The sequence below is a fragment of the Serratia nematodiphila DZ0503SBS1 genome (assembly GCF_000738675.1).
In the GTDB taxonomy this organism is placed as follows: domain Bacteria; phylum Pseudomonadota; class Gammaproteobacteria; order Enterobacterales; family Enterobacteriaceae; genus Serratia; species Serratia nematodiphila.
Genome location: NZ_JPUX01000001.1, coordinates 2,950,193 through 2,967,791, shown reverse-complemented (window position 1 = coordinate 2,967,791; position 17,599 = coordinate 2,950,193). Strand labels below are relative to the sequence as shown.

Here is a 17,599-nt window from a genome sequence, read left to right as displayed (position 1 = left end):
GAGAGTCATCACTATGTCGGGAACCGGGATAACCAAACCGAATTCGAACAGCCTGCCGAGCGGCTATCGATTCAACGAATTCGAGATCCAGGAAGCGATCGGCGAAGGCGGCTTCGGCATCGTCTACCGCGCTTACGATCACCAACTGGAACGCACCATCGCCATCAAGGAGTACATGCCGACCTCGCTGGCGAAACGCAACGACGATCTCAGCATCGGGCTGCGCGGCGAGCGCTTCAGCAAAACTTTCCAGGCCGGGCTGAACAGCTTTATTCAGGAGGCGCGTCTGCTGGCGCGCTTCTCGCATCCCGGCCTGCTGCACGTATTGCGCTTCTGGGAAGAGAACGGCACCGCCTATATGGGCACCCAGTTTTACAGCGGCACCACGCTGAAAAACCTGCAGGCGCAGCAGCCGGAAAAAATCGACGAGGCGTGGATCCGTCGGCTGCTGCCGCCGCTGTTCAGCGCCATCAACACCATCCATCAGGAAGGCTATCTGCACCGCGACATTTCGCTGGATAACATCCAAATCCAGGAGAGCCAGCTGCCGGTGCTGCTGGACTTCGGGTCGGCGCGCAAAGAGATCGGCAACCTGTCGGACGAAACGGAGATCATGCTCAAACCGGGCTTCGCGCCGATCGAGCAGTACACTGAGAACAGCGACGGCGAACAGGGGCCGTGGACCGATATCTACGCGCTCGGCGCCGTGCTGCACACGCTGATCGTCGGTTCGCCGCCGCCGGTCAGCGTGGTGCGCAGCATCGAAGACAGCTACCAGCCGCTGGCCGAGCGCCGCCCCGCCGGCTACTCGCCGGAGCTGTTGCGCACCGTCGATCGCGCGCTGGCGCTGAAGCCGGAAGACCGCCCGCAGACCATCGATGAAATGGCCGAGCTGTTGCATCTGCCGATCGCCGATGAAAACGAAATCATCAGCACCCCGGCCGCCGCGCCGGAGAACTTGCTGGTCGCCGCCAACCCGGCCGCCGCTGCGGCCGCCGCCGGCGCCGTTACCGCGCGCGGCACCCAATTCTCGCGCCCGATGATGGCCGGCGCCGGCGTCGCCGCGCTGCTGGTGATCGGCGCGATCGCCTGGCTGAGCGGCGGCAAGGACGATGCCCAGGCCGTCGCCCAAAACACCGTGGCGTCACCGGCGCAGAAAACCCTGACGGAGCAGCCGAGCGCGCCGCAAACCGCGCAGCCTGCAGCGGCGGAACCTGAAAAAGCGGCGCCGCCACCGCAGCCGGTGGCGCTGGTGTACTTCAAACTGCAGCCGGGCGAACAGGTCAGCCTCGACGGCAAGCCGCAGCAGGTGACGCCGGGCGAAAACGGCTTCGCCAGCCTGAACCTGGCGCCGGGCCGCTATCAGTTGGAGATCCGCCACAACGATCGGTTGCGCCGCCAGCAGCTCAGCATCGACACCGCCGGCACCTGGCTGGTCAACCCGGCCACCGCAGGTTAATCCCGTTCTGAAACTCCGCCGCGGCGGGGTTTTCCCTATTTCATGAGACTGACGCACCACCGCCCCCTCATTGGCCGCGCGGCAAAGCCGCTGCAACGGCCGGAGTATGCAGGGGATGACGTCAATCACAGAGGATGTTCTCATGTTGGATCGCATTATTGCGCACACGCCGCTGGGCCAGGATCAACTGCTGTTCCGCTCGCTGGACGGCATCGAAGCGCTTTCCACTCCTTTCGACTTCTCTATTGAATTGCTGAGCACCGACGCGCGGCTCGATCGCAAAGCGCTGCTCGGCCAACCGCTGACGCTGGAGATCCCGACCCAGGGCTTTCTCAGCGCCCCGCGCTACCTGAACGGCAAGATCACCGCCATCGCCGTCAGCAGCGAAGAGATCGGCGGCACGCGCTACGCGGTGTATAACCTGCACGTGCAGCCGGATCTGTGGCCGATGACCAAAGACCGCAACTTCCGCATCTTCCAGGAACAGACGGTGCCGCAGATCGTCAAGACCCTGCTGGCGGAGCACAACGTGCAGCTGGAAGATCAGCTGACCGGCGACTATCGCCTGTGGGGCTACTGCGTGCAGTACAACGAAAGCAGCTTCAACTTCATCAGCCGCCTGATGGAGCTGGAGGGCATCTATTACTATTTCAAACACGAGATGGGCAAACACACGCTGGTGCTCGGGGATGCGCCCCACCACCACCAGCCCTATCCCGGCTACGAGATGATCCCCTACCACCTGACACCGTCTGGCGGCAGCACCAGCGAGGAAGGCATCAGCCAGTGGACGTTGTCCGATCGCGTCACGCCGGGCATCTACAGCCTGGACGACTACGATTTTCGCAAGCCGAACGCCTGGCTGTTCCAGGCGCGGCAAAACCCGGTCTCACCCACGCCGGGGCAGATCGACGTTTACGACTGGCCGGGCCGCTACACCGAGCATCAGCAGGGCGAGTTCTACGCCCGCGTGCGCCAGGAGGCCTGGCAGGCCGAGCATCAGCAAATTCGGGGCTCCGCCACCGCGTTGGGCATCGCCCCCGGCAGCACCTTTACGTTGTATAACGCCCCGCACGCCGACGACAACCGCGAATATCTGACGCTGCAGGCCAACTACCATCTGAAAGAGAACCGCTACGCCAGCGGCGACGATCAGAGCAGCGAACACCGCATCGACTTCACCGTGCTGCCGGCGGACGTGCCCTGGCACCCGCCGCAGCAGGCTACCTGGCCGAAAACCCACGGACCGCAGACCGCCCGGGTGGTCGGCCCGGCCGGCGAATCGATTTGGACCGACAAATACGGCCGTATCAAGGTGAAGTTCCACTGGGATCGCTTCGGGCCAAAAGACGACGGCAGCTCCTGCTGGGTGCGCGTCTCCAGCGCCTGGGCCGGCCAGGGCTACGGCGGCGTGCAGATCCCGCGCGTCAACGACGAAGTGGTGGTGGACTTTATCAACGGCGATCCGGATCGGCCGATCGTCACCGGGCGCGTCTATAACGAAGCCAGCATGCCGCCCTGGGCGCTGCCGGCCGCCGCCACCCAGATGGGCTTTATGAGCCGCACCAAGGACGGCACCGCCGACAACGCCAACGCCCTGCGCTTCGAAGACAAGGCCGGCGCCGAACAGGTGTGGATCCAGGCGGAACGCAACATGGACACCCAGGTGAAAAACGATGAGAGCCACACCATCGCTAACGACCACACCCACCTGGTGGGCGGTAACCAGATCAAACGGGTAGTGCTCAATCAGGCGACCGGTGTCAAAGGTGAATCCTCCGCGCTGACCGGCAAAACGCGCAGCGACGCCGTAGTCAACGCCTTTACCCTCGGCTCCGGCGAATCGCTGCGGCTCGAATGCGGCGAAAGCGTGATCGAACTGCTGGCGGACGGCCAAATCAACATCACCGGCACCAGTTTCAATATCACGGTGAAAGAGGATGGCGCGATCAATACCGGCGGCCAGCTGGATCTCAACCAGCCCGGCGGCGCCGCACGCACCGCCGCACCAGGCGGCGGCCATCAGGCGGCGATCCAGAGCGCCGTCGATCAGCTGTTCCCTAAAGAGTAGGTAATTGGTACGCCAGGAAAGCCGGTTAACGCCGCCCCTCGGGCGGCAGTACCGGCAAAAACGCCGTCCGCTGTAACCCCTTTTGGCAAGGAGATGAATAGGCTGGCGGCAAAATCACCGACGTTAAGCCAACACAACGGGCTGAATCTGTACCGCCCATCGATTCAGCCCTCTCTATCATTTCCCCCTCACCACTTCTTCACCGTCTGGTAAATCTCGAGGTCGAAATAGCCGTCGGCCTCGCAGTCGTTGAGATAGTGTTCATAGCTCACCCCCTCAACCGGCTGGTAGCCGCTGGCCGGCAGCAGCTTCTGATAGAACTCGCCCCACACCCGCTCGAAATCGCCATCGCTGATGCGCACGTGGTAGACCGCATACTGCCCGGCGGGCAGCGTCTGCACGGTGACGCCCGCGCTGCCCGCCGGCAGCGCGAAATCGTCCGCCACGCTCATCACCACGTCGGCGCGCAGCTTTTCCGGCACCACTTCCGCCGGATCGTCCCAGTACAGCACCAGCCATTTGCCGAACGGCACGTCGTGGCGCTGCCGCCATGCCAGCAGTTGCTGCGAGCCCTGCGGGATGGTCTGCGGATACGGCCCCACGACTCTCACTCCCACCACCTTCTCCGCCGCCTTATCGATAATCCTCACGCTCATCGCCCTTCCCCCTCACAATGTCTCAGGCACCAATTTCGGTACGCACATCCAGCAACTCGGGGAAAAAGGTCAGATCCAACGCCTTTTTCAGGAAGCTGACGCCGCTGGAGCCGCCGGTGCCCGACTTAAAGCCGATGATCCGCTCCACCGTTTTCATATGGCGGAAACGCCACAGATGGAAACTCTCTTCGATATCCACCAGCTTCTCCGCCATTTCATAGGCTTCCCAGTAGGTTTGCGGGTTGTCGTAGATCACTTTAAACGCCGGCAGCAGATCCGGGTTGCGCTGATAGGGCTGCGTCCAGTCGCGCTCGAGACACTCCTGCGGGATCGGCAAGCCGTGGCGCGCCAGGTACAGCAAGTATTCGTCGTACAGGCTCGGCGCTTCGAGGATCGCCTTCAGCGCGGCGTGCTTTTCCGCGTCGTTGCTGAACACCGCCAGCATGGCGGCGTTCTTGTTGCCGAGCAGGAATTCGATCGACCGGTACTGGTGCGACTGGAAGCCCGACGAACTGCCCAGCACGTCACGAAACTCGACGTATTCCGACGGCGTCAGCGTTTCCAGCACCGCCCACTGCTCGAACAGCAGCCGCTGGATCTGTTTGACGCGCGCGAGGATTTTAAAACAGTGGCTGAGTTTGTCCTGTTGCACCAGCCGCAGCGCCGCCTGCAGCTCGTGCAGCATCAGTTTCATCCACAGTTCGGAGGTTTGGTGCTGTATCACGAACAGCATTTCGTCATGATGCGGCGGGTTGGAGAGCGGGTGCTGGCAGTCCAGCAGTTGGTCCAGGCACAGGTAGTCGCCATAGCTCATGCGTTTGGAAAAATCGGTGACAATCGCGCTTTCTAATTCCCGTTTGTTCATCTGTGATCTCCGTTGCGCCCAGCGCCCCATCGGCCTGGAACGTGCCGCAAAGAGAAAACAATAGTACAGAACCCGCCGCCCCGAAGGGCGATAAACGAGAGATGCTTCGCAGATCTCACTCATCTGCGTTAACACAGTGCCCCACCCCCGTTGTTGTTTAGTAAACAACACGGCTGCCGCCTGACGACTCTCACAAATGCGCGATCCCATGCGCGCGCCGCCCCGGTTGCAGCTTGCCTGCGGCCGGCTTCCCTTATAGATTGCAGGCTAACGGCAGGCAGCAAGGTATCGGCAAATGGCAAATATTCGTGATGTGGCGCGGTTGGCCGGCGTGTCCATCAGCAGCGTGTCGAACCTGCTGAATAATCGCAGTCACCAGATGAGCGCGCAGACCCGTGAGCGCATCGAACGGGCGATGGCGACCCTGGGCTACCGGCCGGCTCAATCGGCGGCGGCACCCGCGCCGCAGGCGAAAATCATCGGCCTGCTGCTGCCGTCGATCGTTAACCCGAGCTTTTCGGCGCTGGCGCATGCGGTCGACGGCGCGGCGCGGGCTCACCGTTACCGGGTCTTGCTCGGCAACGCCTACCGCCAGGAGCAGGAGGAGGCCGCGTTTATCGACGATATGTTCCTGCACGGCGTGCGCGGCATCATCGTGGCGGCGAGCGACATTCGCCAGACCCATTTTGTTCGGGCCGCCGAGCGCGGCATGAAGATTGTCAGCTACGACAGCCCGTTTGCCGAGCCGATGGCCACCGATAACCGGCTGTTCGACAGCGTGTCGATGGACAATATCGCCGCCGGGCGCCTGGCCGCACAGCACCTGCTCGAACGCGGCTGCCGACACATCGTGTTCGCCACCGAAGCGACGCTGACCGTCGGGCGCAGCCACAAGATCGACGGTTTTCTGAGCGCCCTGGGGCACAGCCTGAGTGAACGCCAACGGGTGATCGAAGGCAAGGCCACCAGCGCCTACGGCGACACGGAAATGTTCGAATTGGGGCTGACGCTGGCGCCGCGCGTTCTCGCGTTGGCGCCGCGCCCGGACGGCATCGTGGCGATTAACGATGCGTTGGGCATCGGGCTGATGGTGGGCCTGCGCGCCGCCGGCGTCCAGGTGCCCGCAGACATCTCGGTGATCGGCATCGACAATATCGCGCTGGCCGGCCTGGCCGAACCGGGGCTGACGTCAGTCCGGCCGCCGCTGGCGGAGATGGCACAGCTGATGGTCGAACGCCTGATCGGCCGCATCAACAATGATTCGCAACCGCCCGGCGAGTTTCTCTTCCCGCCGACGGTCATCAGCCGGCGCTCGGTCAAAACCGCCGGTTAATAGAGTAAAAACGGCTTTCCCAGACGATGCGCAGTCGGCATCGTCCGGATCGTTACAGCTAAAAGCAGAAAAAATAGAATCGTCGCAATAAATAAACGGCGCGACGCTTTTATGCACGCAACGTCGTTATTCAGCTCTCCGCTCATTGCTTTGGGCCGGGCCGCTATTATTCCGATTAACCACATGGGAAAAACCATGATGAAAAAAATAATGCCAAAGGATATTGAACGCAGCGCCATCAGGAAATTGACGCTGCATATTGTGCCCCTCATGATATTGTTGTATTTCCTGGCCTTTCTCGACCGCAACAATATGGCCTACGCCGCCAAAGCGCTGGAAGATAATTTGGGATTGACCGCCTCGGCCTTCGGCTTCGCCTCCGGGATTTTCTTTATCGGCTATTTCCTGTTTGAAATACCCAGCAACGCCGGCACCATAAAATTCGGCCCGCGCATCTGGTTCGCCAGAATATTAATTTCCTGGGGCATCTTCGCGACCCTGCTCGGTTTTGTGCGCACGCCGCTGGAGCTGTATATTTGCCGTTTTATGCTGGGCGTGTGCGAAGCCGGTTTCTTTCCCTCGGTGGTGTATTACTTCACGGTGTTTTTCCCGGAAAAGTACCGCACTAAAATTCTCGGCATGTTCATCATCGTCCAACCGCTGTCCAACGCGGTCGGCTCGCCGATTTCTGGCTTTATTCTCAATATTCAGCATGACTGGTTCGGGTTCGCCCCCTGGCAGCTGCTGTTCATCCTCGAAGGGCTGCCGCCGATCGTCATCGGCCTGTTGATCCCATTCCTGATCAAGAACTCGCCCAAGGATGTCGGCTATCTGAACGTGGAGGAAAAGGCCTGGCTGATGAGCAACGCCGGCCGCTCCAAATCCGGCTCTAAAATCACGCTGGGCGACTTCCTGAAAGGGATTAAAAACAAGAAATACCTGCTCTACGCGCTGCTCAACTTCGGCATGGTGTGCGGCATTTACGGCTTCGGCACCTGGCTGCCGTCGATCATCAGCGCCATTTCCGGCGGCGATATCTTCCGCGTCAGCCTGCTGGCGCTCATTCCCTACGGCCTGGCCGCGCTGCTGGTCTATCCGTGGAGTCTGTGGGCCAGCAAAACCAAAAAACTCGGCGTGTTCGCCGGCCTCAGCATGGTGATCGCCGCCATCGGCCTGATGGGCGCGGTGACATTTTTTAAATACGATCCGTTCGTCGCGCTGTCATTCCTGTGCATCGCCGCCATCGGCATTTACACCGCCGTGCCGCCGTTTTTGTCCATGCCCGCCAACATATCCACCGGCGCAGCCGCGGCCGCCGGACTGGCGGTGGTGAGCTGCATCGGCAATATCGGCGGTTTCGTCGCCCCCTATGCGGTGGGCGTGCTGAACGATCTGACCGGCAGCAGCGCGCCGGGGCTGTTTTTCCTGGCTTCGTGCCTGCTGGCCACCGGGTTGATCTGCATTTTCTACTGCGCCAAACAGCGTGAAGGCGTCATCAATTCTTAACGAACCAATAAGGAGTCAATCATGGGCGATCTTGCGGGCAAAAAGGTCTTTATCACCGGGGCGGAACAGGGCATCGGCCGCGCCACCGCGGAGCGACTGATCAAGGCCGGGTGCGACATCTATTTTCACTATCACAGCGACGAAAGCGGCCCCAAAGCGCTGGTGGCGCTGGCCCATTCATTGGGGCAAAAGGCCGCCTACGGCTACGCCGATCTCATCGACACCGACGAAACGCTGCGCTGCGTCTCGGCCGGCGCCGAGTTGCTCGGCGGCATCGATATCCTGATCAATAACGTCGGCGGCATCGTCGGGCGCAAATGGCTGGGCGAGATCGACCGCGCCTTCTGGCAAACCGTGATCGACGTGAACATGACCACCATGCTGAACGTCACCCAGAGCGCGCTGCCGCACCTGAAAGCGGCGCCGGACGGCGCCAGCATCGTTAACCTGGCCTCACAGGCGGGCCGCGCCGGCGGGCACGCCGGCTCGCTGGTCTATTCCGCCACCAAGGGCGCGGTGCTCACCTGGACGCGCTCGCTGGCGGCGGAGCTGGGCGAGCACGGCATCCGGGTGAATGCGGTGGCGCCCGGCCTGATCCTCGGCACCCGTTTCCACAATCGCCACACCACCCAGGCATCGGCGGAGGAAACCGTTCGCGCCATCCCGCTGGGCCGCGCAGGCACACCGGACGACGTGGCGCGCGCCATCGCCTTCCTGGCGGCGGAATACGACGGTTTCATCTCCGGCGCGACTCTCGACATCAACGGCGGCATCTACCGCATGTAATTCAGCTGCGGGCGGCGCGCTTGCCGCCCGCCCATTCAGGAATCGCTTTATGATCAAATCCGCCATCACTCACCCGCCGCTGCTCGCCGCACTGGCGCAATGCGGGCATAAAACCCAGGTGTTGATCGCCGACGGCAACTACGCCTGCGTGACGCACGCGCCGAAAGACGCCACCGTGGTCTATCTGAACCTGGCGCCCGGCACGCTCGCCGCCCCGCCAATCCTGGAAAAACTGCTGGCCTGCATCAACGTGGAAAGCGCGGCGCTGATGGCCTGCCCGCCGGACTTCACCAACACCATCGAAGCCGAATACCGGCAGCTGCTGCCGGCACATTGCCCGGTCGAACACCTGCCGCGCGAGGCGTTTTACGCCGCGGTCAAATCGGATCGAACGCTGCTGGTGATCGCCTCCGGCGAACAGCGCCGTTTCGCCAATCTGCTGCTGACGGTGGCGCCGGTGGTGTAAAAGAGGTAGAGGGTGTGAGGGGTAAAATGAGGGGGCCAGCCCCCTCATGCCGTTACAGGTCAGCGACCCACTTCTCCAGCTCCCCCGCACGTTCCGCATCGATATAGCTGGTGGCCCAGCCAAACAGGTAAGCGAAGGCGAAAATGCCCACCGTCGACGACACCAGCGTCGGCGCGAAAAACGCGGCGATAGCGGAGAGCGTATACCCTGCGCCGATCGACAACCCGAACGCTTCGAGCTGGTTGCGGAACGCTTTCCAGTTGCCGGTTGAGAAACCTTCAATCGCGGCGTTTACCAGATCCGCGCCTTTGATCGCCCAATCCACCCCGGTGAAGACCTTGCCCAATACCCGCGCATTGCGGGCATACTGTTCCGCATCGATCATTTTCAGCCAGGTGACAATCGCCGCTTTGTCCTGCGCCTTAAGCTTTTTGTTCAGGCCCTTCGTCAATTGCTCGTAGGTTTTCTCCGCATCTTGCACGTTGCGGATATATTCTCCTTGTATTCCCGCCTCCAAATCCTTGGCGAGTTTGGCGTATTTCGCGCCGATCTTTTCCGCAATATCTTTATTGATACCTGCGGCCAGGCTGACGCCATCCTTGATGGCTTTTAATTCCGCATTTTGATATTCGACGAATTCCTTAACGATCGTTTTTACCGAGCCGGGCGATTTTACCGGTTTGCCGTTGGCATATTTCACCTCCATGGCATTCAGGTTATCCCCTCTCACCACGGCGATAAACGCGGGCCGGTTCTTATTGGCCTTATAGTAGAGGTTGTAGGTCGCCACTCCGTCTTGCTTTTCCACCTTCAAATGATGAAAACCGTAGTAACTCCCGGTCGTGCGGGTCGTCGAGAATTCGCCGGTTTTGCCGTTGCCATGCCAGCCGCTGACGGGCCGATCGCGATGCGAGTCTGTCACGAAACTGCCTAACGAAGAGGCGCCGATCTGCCCGGCATTCAGGCCATTGTTGCCGCCTTTGCCAGGAGTTGAGGGCTTGCGCGCATGGCCGGTTTCGATATCCCCGATCGCCACTGTCACCCCCTTGGCGTTGACCCCCATCACCAGCCCCCCCAGGCCAATGTGCTTCGCCTGCTCGGCCGTCAAACCGGTGGCGGAAAGGCTCAGCGTGCCGGATGGGCTGACGCTTTCAATATGCAATTTCGCATCCGGGTTAATTCTGCGCGCCGCCTTAATCACCGCCTCCAGCTTCATGCGCAGCGCCGGATCGTTTTGGATCGCCGCTATCTGTTGCTGTTCCGGGCTGTTGCCAACGCCGGCGCCGCCGCGATCGCGATCGCCGGAATGGCCTTTATCGCCACCCCCCGGCTCAGGGCCCGTACCGCGTTCAGAACTCCAGTTAGTCCCATCTCCTTTACCACCATAATTAAATCCAGGCATATGCTTTCATCCTTATTTCGTTTTATTTTTAAGATGCCGATATTCTCGTTTAACGCGGATTGACACGCGCATTATCCCTATCGGCAAACCGTTTTTAGCTGCCCGTCATTTATAAAAAACTGCAGAAATAAGGACAACGGATGGCGGCTGTCTGGTCGGTGAAACAATCAACGAGCCAACGCATGCGCGCCTTTTGCAATACAGGCGTTAGAGACTGAAATATCCAAGGGACATATGTGATCAAACAGCGCAAAACGGCGAATGGTGAATAAGAGAGGCTGTACGCGCTCAGCCGCCAGGCGGCCAGCGACGCATCCGGGTTCTGAACTCGGGGGAGTAAACGCGGTGAAGCTCGTCGGCCATCAGATCATGCCATACTTACCCTACCTTATTATCGCCTATTCCCTTAGGTCTCGACGGATTGGGCCGCGCAGCAGCCCGTGGGGCATCACGCGGCTCCCGCTCCCCCAGCCGCACCAGCGGGATATCCGCCAGCCGGGTGGTGTAGGCCGGCGACAGCATTTCGCGCTTCATTTGCCACGGTTTGACGATCCCCTGCCCGGCGAACCATACGCGCCCGCGCCCTTCCTGATTCAGGCGATCGAGGGTCGCCATCAGCCGCTCGCTGTTGCGGCGCGGCGGGCAGTCGTCGAACAGGTCGATCTGCGCCATGGCGGCGGCGCTGAAATCCCCCAGCACCACGCCGCCCTTCAGGTAACGTCGCCCCTCCTGCCAGATGCTCTCCAGCGCGCGCACCGCCATGGCGATGATGTCGCGGCTGTCGTTGCTCGGGGTTTGCAGCCGGGCGGTGCCCATATTGCTGTAATAGCCTTCGCCCGCCGAATGCGGGCTGGTTTTGATAAACACCGACACGTTACGGCAGTAGCGCTTTTCCTGCCGCAGCTTTTCGGCGGCGCGTTCGGCGTAGCTGCAGATCGCCTCGCGCATATGCGGGTAATGCGTCAAGCGCTGGCCGAACGAGCGGGAACAGATGATCTGCTCTTTCGCCGCCGCCTCATCTTCCCACCGCAGGCACGATTCGCCGCGCAGTTCACGTATCGTGCGCTCCAGCACTACGCTGAAGGTTTTACGCGCCAGCCGGGTATCGCAATCCGCCAGCTGCAGCGCGGTGTGGATCCCCATCGCCTGCAGCTGGCGTGTCAGGCGGCGCCCCACGCCCCACACCTCTTCCACCGGGATCAACGCCAGCAGCTTGCGCTGGCGCACCGGATCGGATAAATCCACCACGCCGCCGGTGCCGCGCCATTTCTTGGCCGCGAAGTTGGCCAGTTTAGCCAGTGTCTTGCTCGGCGCAATGCCGACCCCGACCGTCAAATGCAGCTCGCGCCGGATGCGATCGCGCACCCGCCGGCCGAACGGTTCCAGCGCTTCGCAGTGCGCCACGCCGTCCAGCCGCAGAAAGGCTTCGTCCAGCGAATAAATCTCCACCGCCGGCGCCATCTCCTCCAGCGTGTCCATCACCCGGCGGGACATGTCGGCGTACAGCGCGTAGTTGGAGGAAAACACCGCGACGTTGCGGCGGCGCATCTCCTCTTTGATTTTGAAATAAGGCGCGCCCATCGACACGCCCAACGCCTTCGCCTCGGCGCTGCGGGCGATCACGCAGCCGTCGTTGTTGGACAGCACGATCACCGGCCGCCCCCGCAGGTCGGGCCGAAAGATGGTTTCGCAGGAGGCGTAGAAGCTGTTGACGTCTACCAGGGCAAACATGGTTACAGCGCCGCGTAGACGATAAAGGTCACCACGCCGAAGATCTCCAACTGCGCCTCGTCGTTGAACACGATCGGCGCATAGGCGGGGTTCATCGGCAACAGCCGCACGTCGGGGTAGCGCTGCAGTTTTTTGACGGTGAATTCACCGTCCACGGCGGCGATCACGATATTGCCGTGTTCCGGCGTCAGGGCGCTGTCGACGATCAGCAGATCGCCGTCCTGAATATTGCCGTCGATCATCGACTCGCCGCTGGCGCGTACAAAGTAGGTGGCGTTGGGATGCCGCACCAGCAGCTTGCCGATATCCAGCCGGCTCTCGACATAGTCCTGCGCCGGGGAAGGAAAGCCGCAGGCCACGCGATCGGCAAACAGCGGTAACGTCAGAGACTCACCTGGTGAAAAAGCATACAACCTTGAATTGCTCAGCATAATCATAACCAAACTGTATATTTATACAGTAAAGCATAAACAAAACGCGAACGCGCGCAACCCCAAATCCCCCTGCGGATCGCGCTTTCCCGCGTAATATAATAATTTTCTGAGTGATTTTTTTTTTACGCCTGCTAACGGTTTCACTCTGCCTTGCGCACACGTTATCCACTAAAACTGTGGATAACCTGCAGGGCGTGATTCCCTACGCGAGCGGGATCAGAATCCTGTATAATGCCCACACCTGCTCAATAAGCATTCATCCCCGTCGGCGCCTCGTCACCGACGGTCACGAGAACGTTATGAACAAGCACCTACTCCTCGCAGAAACCGACGACATCGAACAGGCCTGCCTGTCTCGCCATGCGGTCTGGCAGCGCAACGATCTGGCTCAGGCGCAACAAGATTGGCTGGCGGAAGAAGTGCCGGTTGCCCTGGTGTACAACGGCATTTCCCACGTGGTGATGATGGCGACGCCGAAAGACCTGGCGGCCTTCGCCATCGGTTTTTCGCTGTCCGAAGGCATCATCGCCTCCCCCGACGATATCTACGACATCCGCCAGCAACCGGCCTGCAATGGCATTGAAGTGCATGTGGAACTCTCGAGCCGCCGCTTTATGCAGCTGAAAGAGAAGCGCCGCAGCCTGGCCGGCCGCACCGGCTGCGGCGTCTGCGGGGTCGAGCAACTGCAGGAGGTCGCTCAGCCCATCGCGCCGCTGCCTTTCACGCAGCGTTTCGATTTGGCGCTGCTCGATCGGGCGTTGGCGCAGCTGCAGGAAGTGCAAACGGTGGGGAAACTGACCGGCTGCACCCACGCGGCGGCCTGGATCCAGCCGGACGGCGCGCTCAACGGCGGATGTGAAGACGTCGGCCGCCATGTGGCGCTCGACAAACTGCTGGGTTATCGCAGCCAACAGGCGTGGTTGCAAGGGGCGGCGCTGGTGTCGAGCCGCGCCAGCTACGAAATGGTGCAAAAATCCGCCATGTGCGGCGTCGAGATCCTGTTCGCCGTTTCCGCCGCCACCCGCCTGGCGGTGGAGGTGGCCGAGCGCAGCAACCTCACGCTGGTGGGCTTCAGCAAGCCGGGGCGCGCCACCGTCTATACGCACCCGCAGCGGCTCTGGCAATCGACAACGGCGGCCTAACCCCGCCGGATAAGAATCGACTATTCTCAATAGCAGGACACCAGGAAGCGCCCACGTTATGATAATCCGCCCGCACCAGAACTGGTTTTTTCGCCTGTTCGCCTGGCACGGTTCCGTGCTGTCAAAGATCACCTTTCGCCTGTCGCTGAACGTGCTGATGTCGATAGTGGCGGTGATCAGCTACCAATGGTACGAACAGCTCGGCGTGCATTTGACCATCGCGCCGTTCAGCCTGCTGGGCATCGCCATCGCGATTTTTCTCGGCTTTCGCAATAATGCCGGCTACAGCCGCTTTGTCGAGGCGCGCAACCTGTGGGGCTCGCTGCTGATTACCGAGCGATCCCTGCTGCGCCAGATCAAAAGCCTGCTGCCGGACGAACCGGCGGTGCAGCAAAAGGTCGCCAAGCTGCTGATCGCCTTCAGCTGGAGCCTGAAGCATCAGCTGCGCGCCACCGATCCCACCGCCGATCTGTACCACAATCTCAGCAGCAAAGAGCTGGCCGAAGTGATCGCCAGCCCGATGCCGACCAACCGCATCCTGCTGATGCTGGGCCAGGAGATCGGCAAGCTGCGCCGACGGGGGCTATTGAGCGACATCACTTTCGAGCTGCTCGACAACAAGCTGAGCGAGCTGTCCCACGCCCTCGGCGGCTGCGAACGGCTCGCCAGCACCCCGGTGCCGTTCGCCTATACCCTGATCCTGCAGCGCACCGTTTACCTGTTCTGCAGCCTGTTGCCTTTTGCCCTGGTGACCGATCTGCATTACATGACACCGTTTGTTTCGGTGTTCATTTCCTATACCTTCTTATCCTGGGACTCACTGGCCGAAGAGCTGGAGGATCCGTTCGGCGTGTCGGCCAACCATCTGCCGTTAAACGCCATTTGCAACACCATTGAGCGCAACCTGCTGGAAATGAATGGCCAAAGCCCGCTGCCACCGCCGATGAAACCCGACGAGCACTTTAATTTGATCTGAGCTATTTCACCCGAACACACTGGAGCCGAATGCAATGAATGCAAATACCCCCCTGCCGCAAGCCGTATTCACGCCGGTGACGCGCCATGCCATCTTTATCGTCGCCACCCTGTCGCCCGTTCCCGCCCATCTGGCGGCGGTTCGCGCCTGGTGCGGCGACATCGCCGCCGTGGTGCGTTCGGTCGGCAAACGCGCGCCGGCGGGCAACCTCACCTGCGTCTGCGGCTTCGGCTCCGAGGCCTGGGATACGCTGTTCGGCGCGCCGCGCCCCCGCCAGCTGCATCCGTTCAGCCCGATCGGCAGCGGGGAACGCGTCGCCGTTGCCACGCCCGGCGATATCCTGCTGCATATCCGCGCCGATGAAATGGATCTGTGTTTTGAACTGGCCTCTCAGCTGATCGGCAAGCTAGGCGACGCCGTGACGGTGATCGAGGAGGTGCACGGCTTCCGTTACTTCGATCAGCGCGCCATGATCGGCTTCGTCGACGGCACGGAGAACCCGGAAGGGCATGAAGCCTTCGATTACACGGTGATCGGCGACGAAGACGCGGCGTTCAGCGGCGGCAGCTATGTGCTGGTGCAGAAATACCTGCACGACATGCAGGGCTGGAATTCGCTCAGCGTGGAAACGCAGGAGAAGATCATCGGCCGCCATAAGCAGTCCAACATCGAGCTGGATGAAGCGGTCAAACCGTCGTCATCACACAGTTCGCTGACCACCATCACCGACGAGCAAGGCAACGAGGTGAAAATTCTGCGCGACAACATGCCGTTCGGCCGCCCCGGCCTGCGCGAGTTCGGCACCTACTTTATCGGCTATGCGCGCTCCCCGCAGCCGATCGAGCAGATGCTGGAAAACATGTTTATCGGCCGCCCGGCCGGCAACTACGATCGGCTGCTCGATTTCAGCCGCGCGGTGACCGGTACCCTGTTCTTCGTGCCTTCCGCCCCGCTGCTGGAAGCGCTGGCCGATCGCAGCGGCGCCGAACTGCATTAATCCGTTCTCCCTACAGCAGCAGCGCCAGCTCCATCGCCGTGCGCTGCAGCTGCGGCAGCACTCGTTCGCGCAGCTCCGCCGCCGAGATCTGCGACGCATTGACGCCGACGTTCATTGCCGCCACAACCCCGCCTTTGCGTGAATGCATCGGCACCGCAATGGAACGCAGGCCGATCTCTAACTGTTGATCGTTGATGGCATACCCCTGTCTGCGAACTCTGGCTAACTGTTCCTGCAGCTGCTCCGCACAGGTGACGGTAAACTCGGTCAGCGGTTCGAAAGTGACCCGCGACAGATAATCCTCCAGCTCTCCCTCGTCCAGCGCGCTGAGCAACACCAGCCCCATCGACGTCGCATAGGCCGGCAGACGGCTGCCGCGCCCCAGATCGATAGTCATGATGCGTTTAACCGAGGCCCGGGCGATATACAAAATGTTATCGCCATCCAGCGTCGCCACCGAGCAGGATTCATTAAGCAATTTGCTGAGATAGTCCAGCGAGTTTTGCGCCGCCTTCGCCAGCTCGGAAGAGGAAAGATAAGCGTGACCGATAGTTAGCACACGCGGCAGCAAGCGATAGTGGCGCCCATCGGGACAATGCACGAATCCCAGCGCTCGTAGGGTATACAAACAACGGCGCACCGCTGCGCGCGGAATGCCGGTTTGTTGACTGATCTCTGACACCGACATCTGCGAATACTGTGGCTTGAAGGCCTGCAACACCTCCAGCCCTCTGGCCAGCGAGGCCATAAAATTAGGATCGCCCTTGTACTGGTCGTTGCTTAAATCACCGATCTCCTGCAGCCGACGCAGTTCTTCGGTGCCAAATTCAGGAACTTCACTCATTCAGGCCTCCCATTAGTATCTGCTCTCAATTTACACGCTCAATACGGCAGCAAAGCCCTGCGTATCACATCCGATGCCAATTTAGCCGCCTGCATCACAAAATGCAGACCTAAAACCTCAATGCACCGATAATCGCACAATGTTCTGATATTCGCACTTGCTGATGCTTTTTTCATCCTCTAGGTTAATTTCAAACCCGCTGGTTGTTGGCGCAACGTCCTAACCGAGCCTTGAGGAGAACTGATGATAGATAAAAGCATGGCGTCCGCAGACGCCGCCGTCGCAGATATTCCGGATGGCGCCACCCTTATGGTCGGAGGATTCGGTCCGGCCGGGCAGCCCTACGCACTGCTGGATGCGCTGATCCGTCGCCGGCCACGCGCGCTTACGCTGATCAGCAACAATGCCGGTAACGGCGATTTTGGCCTGGCGGCTCTGCTGAAAGCCGGCTGTGTGCGCAAAGTGGTGTGTTCTTTCCCACGGCAGGCAGATTCTTGGGTGTTTGACGACCTCTACCGCCGCGGCGAGTTGGAACTGGAGCTGGTTCCGCAAGGCAATCTGGCGGCGCGCATCCAGGCCGCCGGCGCCGGGATCGGCGGTTTTTATACCCCGACCGGCTATGGCACCCAATTGGCGGAAGGAAAGGAAACCCGCGAGATCGACGGCCGCCGATACGTTTTCGAACTGCCGCTGAAGGCCGACTTCGCGCTGATCAAGGCAGAACAAGCCGACCGTTGGGGCAACCTCCGCTATGACAAAACCGGGCGCAACTTCGGGCCGATTATGGCGATGGCCGCCAACTGCACCATCGTCGAAGTCAACCATATGGTGCCGTTGGGCGAACTGGATCCGGAAAACATCATCACGCCCGGCATCTTCGTGCAGCGTCTGGTGCCCTCTTCTCCCCGTGCAGCCCAGCTTTCGGCTTAAG

16 protein-coding genes are annotated in these 17,599 nt (G+C 60.9%); 10 read left to right on the top strand and 6 right to left on the bottom strand.

All coding sequences use genetic code 11. From position 1 onward, the window contains the following. Positions 1–13 precede the first annotated feature (13 nt). Both JL05_RS13655 and JL05_RS13650 read left to right on the top strand, forming a co-directional pair. Positions 14–1,459 carry a serine/threonine protein kinase gene (locus JL05_RS13655; protein WP_033632718.1) on the top strand — a complete coding sequence of 482 codons (1,446 nt, stop codon included), beginning with the start codon at positions 14–16 and terminating at the stop codon, positions 1,457–1,459. Between the two features lie 142 nt (positions 1,460–1,601). Further along, positions 1,602–3,530 carry a type VI secretion system Vgr family protein gene (locus JL05_RS13650; RefSeq protein WP_033632717.1) on the top strand — a complete coding sequence of 643 codons (1,929 nt, stop codon included), beginning with the start codon at positions 1,602–1,604 and terminating at the stop codon, positions 3,528–3,530. A gap of 188 nt (positions 3,531–3,718) precedes the next feature. Here the strand turns inward: JL05_RS13650 and sbmC are convergent, their stop codons facing one another. Continuing rightward, on the bottom strand, positions 3,719–4,186 hold the full coding sequence (gene sbmC, locus JL05_RS13645; RefSeq protein ID WP_033632716.1) for a DNA gyrase inhibitor SbmC: 468 nt from the start codon (positions 4,184–4,186) through the stop codon (positions 3,719–3,721). A gap of 22 nt (positions 4,187–4,208) precedes the next feature. After that, positions 4,209–5,051, bottom strand: a complete 843-nt coding sequence (gene kynA, locus JL05_RS13640; RefSeq protein WP_015378298.1) for a tryptophan 2,3-dioxygenase — start codon at positions 5,049–5,051, stop codon at positions 4,209–4,211. Positions 5,052–5,346: 295 nt separating this feature from the next. On the opposite strand from kynA, the gene JL05_RS13635 reads away from it, so the two are divergent. From JL05_RS13635 to JL05_RS13615, 4 genes are all read left to right on the top strand, one after another. After that, on the top strand, positions 5,347–6,384 hold the full coding sequence (locus JL05_RS13635) for a LacI family DNA-binding transcriptional regulator (protein ID WP_033632715.1): 1,038 nt from the start codon (positions 5,347–5,349) through the stop codon (positions 6,382–6,384). Positions 6,385–6,654: 270 nt separating this feature from the next. Next, positions 6,655–7,890 carry an MFS transporter gene (locus tag JL05_RS13625; protein WP_228392596.1) on the top strand — a complete coding sequence of 412 codons (1,236 nt, stop codon included), beginning with the start codon at positions 6,655–6,657 and terminating at the stop codon, positions 7,888–7,890. A 21-nt stretch (positions 7,891–7,911) separates the two neighbouring features. Then, on the top strand, positions 7,912–8,676 hold the full coding sequence (locus tag JL05_RS13620) for an SDR family NAD(P)-dependent oxidoreductase (RefSeq protein WP_021505753.1): 765 nt from the start codon (positions 7,912–7,914) through the stop codon (positions 8,674–8,676). A 49-nt stretch (positions 8,677–8,725) separates the two neighbouring features. Further along, complete coding sequence (locus JL05_RS13615; protein WP_019453017.1) at positions 8,726–9,142, top strand: RbsD/FucU domain-containing protein; 417 nt, start codon at positions 8,726–8,728, stop codon at positions 9,140–9,142. Positions 9,143–9,194: 52 nt separating this feature from the next. On the opposite strand, the gene JL05_RS25835 is transcribed toward JL05_RS13615, so the two are convergent. The 3 genes from JL05_RS25835 to umuD all read right to left on the bottom strand — a co-directional run bounded on the left by JL05_RS25835 (position 9,195) and on the right by umuD (position 12,712). Beyond that, entirely contained in the window at positions 9,195–10,544 is a 1,350-nt protein-coding gene (locus JL05_RS25835) for a colicin-like pore-forming protein (protein ID WP_033632712.1), read from the bottom strand. A gap of 378 nt (positions 10,545–10,922) precedes the next feature. Beyond that, entirely contained in the window at positions 10,923–12,275 is a 1,353-nt protein-coding gene (gene umuC / locus JL05_RS13605; RefSeq protein WP_238545849.1) for a translesion error-prone DNA polymerase V subunit UmuC, read from the bottom strand. A gap of 2 nt (positions 12,276–12,277) precedes the next feature. Further along, positions 12,278–12,712: a translesion error-prone DNA polymerase V autoproteolytic subunit gene (gene umuD, locus JL05_RS13600; protein WP_015378308.1), complete on the bottom strand. Its 435-nt coding sequence runs from the start codon at positions 12,710–12,712 to the stop codon at positions 12,278–12,280. Between the two features lie 296 nt (positions 12,713–13,008). Here umuD and fdhD point away from each other — a divergent pair, with 296 nt between their 5' ends. From fdhD to JL05_RS13585, 3 genes are read left to right on the top strand one after another with little or no spacing between them, the layout of a single operon-like run. Beyond that, positions 13,009–13,851, top strand: coding sequence for a formate dehydrogenase accessory sulfurtransferase FdhD (gene fdhD / locus JL05_RS13595; protein WP_033632711.1), 843 nt, complete (start codon positions 13,009–13,011; stop codon positions 13,849–13,851). A gap of 58 nt (positions 13,852–13,909) precedes the next feature. After that, the gene (locus JL05_RS13590; protein WP_033632710.1) at positions 13,910–14,827 is read left to right on the top strand and encodes a bestrophin family protein; all 918 of its coding nucleotides are present in this window, start codon (positions 13,910–13,912) and stop codon (positions 14,825–14,827) included. Between the two features lie 34 nt (positions 14,828–14,861). Then, positions 14,862–15,824, top strand: a complete 963-nt coding sequence (locus JL05_RS13585; protein WP_033632709.1) for a Dyp-type peroxidase — start codon at positions 14,862–14,864, stop codon at positions 15,822–15,824. A gap of 10 nt (positions 15,825–15,834) precedes the next feature. Here the strand turns inward: JL05_RS13585 and JL05_RS13580 are convergent, their stop codons facing one another. Further along, positions 15,835–16,668 (bottom strand): IclR family transcriptional regulator domain-containing protein, encoded by an 834-nt coding sequence (locus JL05_RS13580; RefSeq protein ID WP_033632708.1) that lies wholly within the window; start codon positions 16,666–16,668, stop codon positions 15,835–15,837. A 243-nt stretch (positions 16,669–16,911) separates the two neighbouring features. Between JL05_RS13580 and JL05_RS13575 the strand changes: the two genes are divergently transcribed. Then, positions 16,912–17,598 carry a 3-oxoacid CoA-transferase subunit A gene (locus JL05_RS13575; protein ID WP_021505764.1) on the top strand — a complete coding sequence of 229 codons (687 nt, stop codon included), beginning with the start codon at positions 16,912–16,914 and terminating at the stop codon, positions 17,596–17,598. Position 17,599: the final 1 nt, after the last annotated feature.

Excerpts from the sequence above, each read along its gene's own strand:
- JL05_RS13585 (WP_033632709.1), top strand. The coding sequence starts at position 14,862 with ATGAATGCAAATACCCCCCTGCCGCAAGCCGTATTCACGCCGGTGACG.
- kynA (WP_015378298.1), bottom strand. The coding sequence starts at position 5,051 with ATGAACAAACGGGAATTAGAAAGCGCGATTGTCACCGATTTTTCCAAA.
- JL05_RS13625 (WP_228392596.1), top strand. The coding sequence starts at position 6,655 with ATGATATTGTTGTATTTCCTGGCCTTTCTCGACCGCAACAATATGGCC.
- JL05_RS13655 (WP_033632718.1), top strand. The coding sequence starts at position 14 with ATGTCGGGAACCGGGATAACCAAACCGAATTCGAACAGCCTGCCGAGC.
- sbmC (WP_033632716.1), bottom strand. The coding sequence starts at position 4,186 with ATGAGCGTGAGGATTATCGATAAGGCGGCGGAGAAGGTGGTGGGAGTG.
- JL05_RS13650 (WP_033632717.1), top strand. The coding sequence starts at position 1,602 with ATGTTGGATCGCATTATTGCGCACACGCCGCTGGGCCAGGATCAACTG.
- JL05_RS13590 (WP_033632710.1), top strand. The coding sequence starts at position 13,910 with ATGATAATCCGCCCGCACCAGAACTGGTTTTTTCGCCTGTTCGCCTGG.
- JL05_RS13580 (WP_033632708.1), bottom strand. The coding sequence starts at position 16,668 with ATGAGTGAAGTTCCTGAATTTGGCACCGAAGAACTGCGTCGGCTGCAG.
- JL05_RS25835 (WP_033632712.1), bottom strand. The coding sequence starts at position 10,544 with ATGCCTGGATTTAATTATGGTGGTAAAGGAGATGGGACTAACTGGAGT.
- umuD (WP_015378308.1), bottom strand. The coding sequence starts at position 12,712 with ATGATTATGCTGAGCAATTCAAGGTTGTATGCTTTTTCACCAGGTGAG.
- JL05_RS13575 (WP_021505764.1), top strand. The coding sequence starts at position 16,912 with ATGATAGATAAAAGCATGGCGTCCGCAGACGCCGCCGTCGCAGATATT.
- fdhD (WP_033632711.1), top strand. The coding sequence starts at position 13,009 with ATGAACAAGCACCTACTCCTCGCAGAAACCGACGACATCGAACAGGCC.
- JL05_RS13620 (WP_021505753.1), top strand. The coding sequence starts at position 7,912 with ATGGGCGATCTTGCGGGCAAAAAGGTCTTTATCACCGGGGCGGAACAG.
- JL05_RS13635 (WP_033632715.1), top strand. The coding sequence starts at position 5,347 with ATGGCAAATATTCGTGATGTGGCGCGGTTGGCCGGCGTGTCCATCAGC.
- JL05_RS13615 (WP_019453017.1), top strand. The coding sequence starts at position 8,726 with ATGATCAAATCCGCCATCACTCACCCGCCGCTGCTCGCCGCACTGGCG.
- umuC (WP_238545849.1), bottom strand. The coding sequence starts at position 12,275 with ATGTTTGCCCTGGTAGACGTCAACAGCTTCTACGCCTCCTGCGAAACC.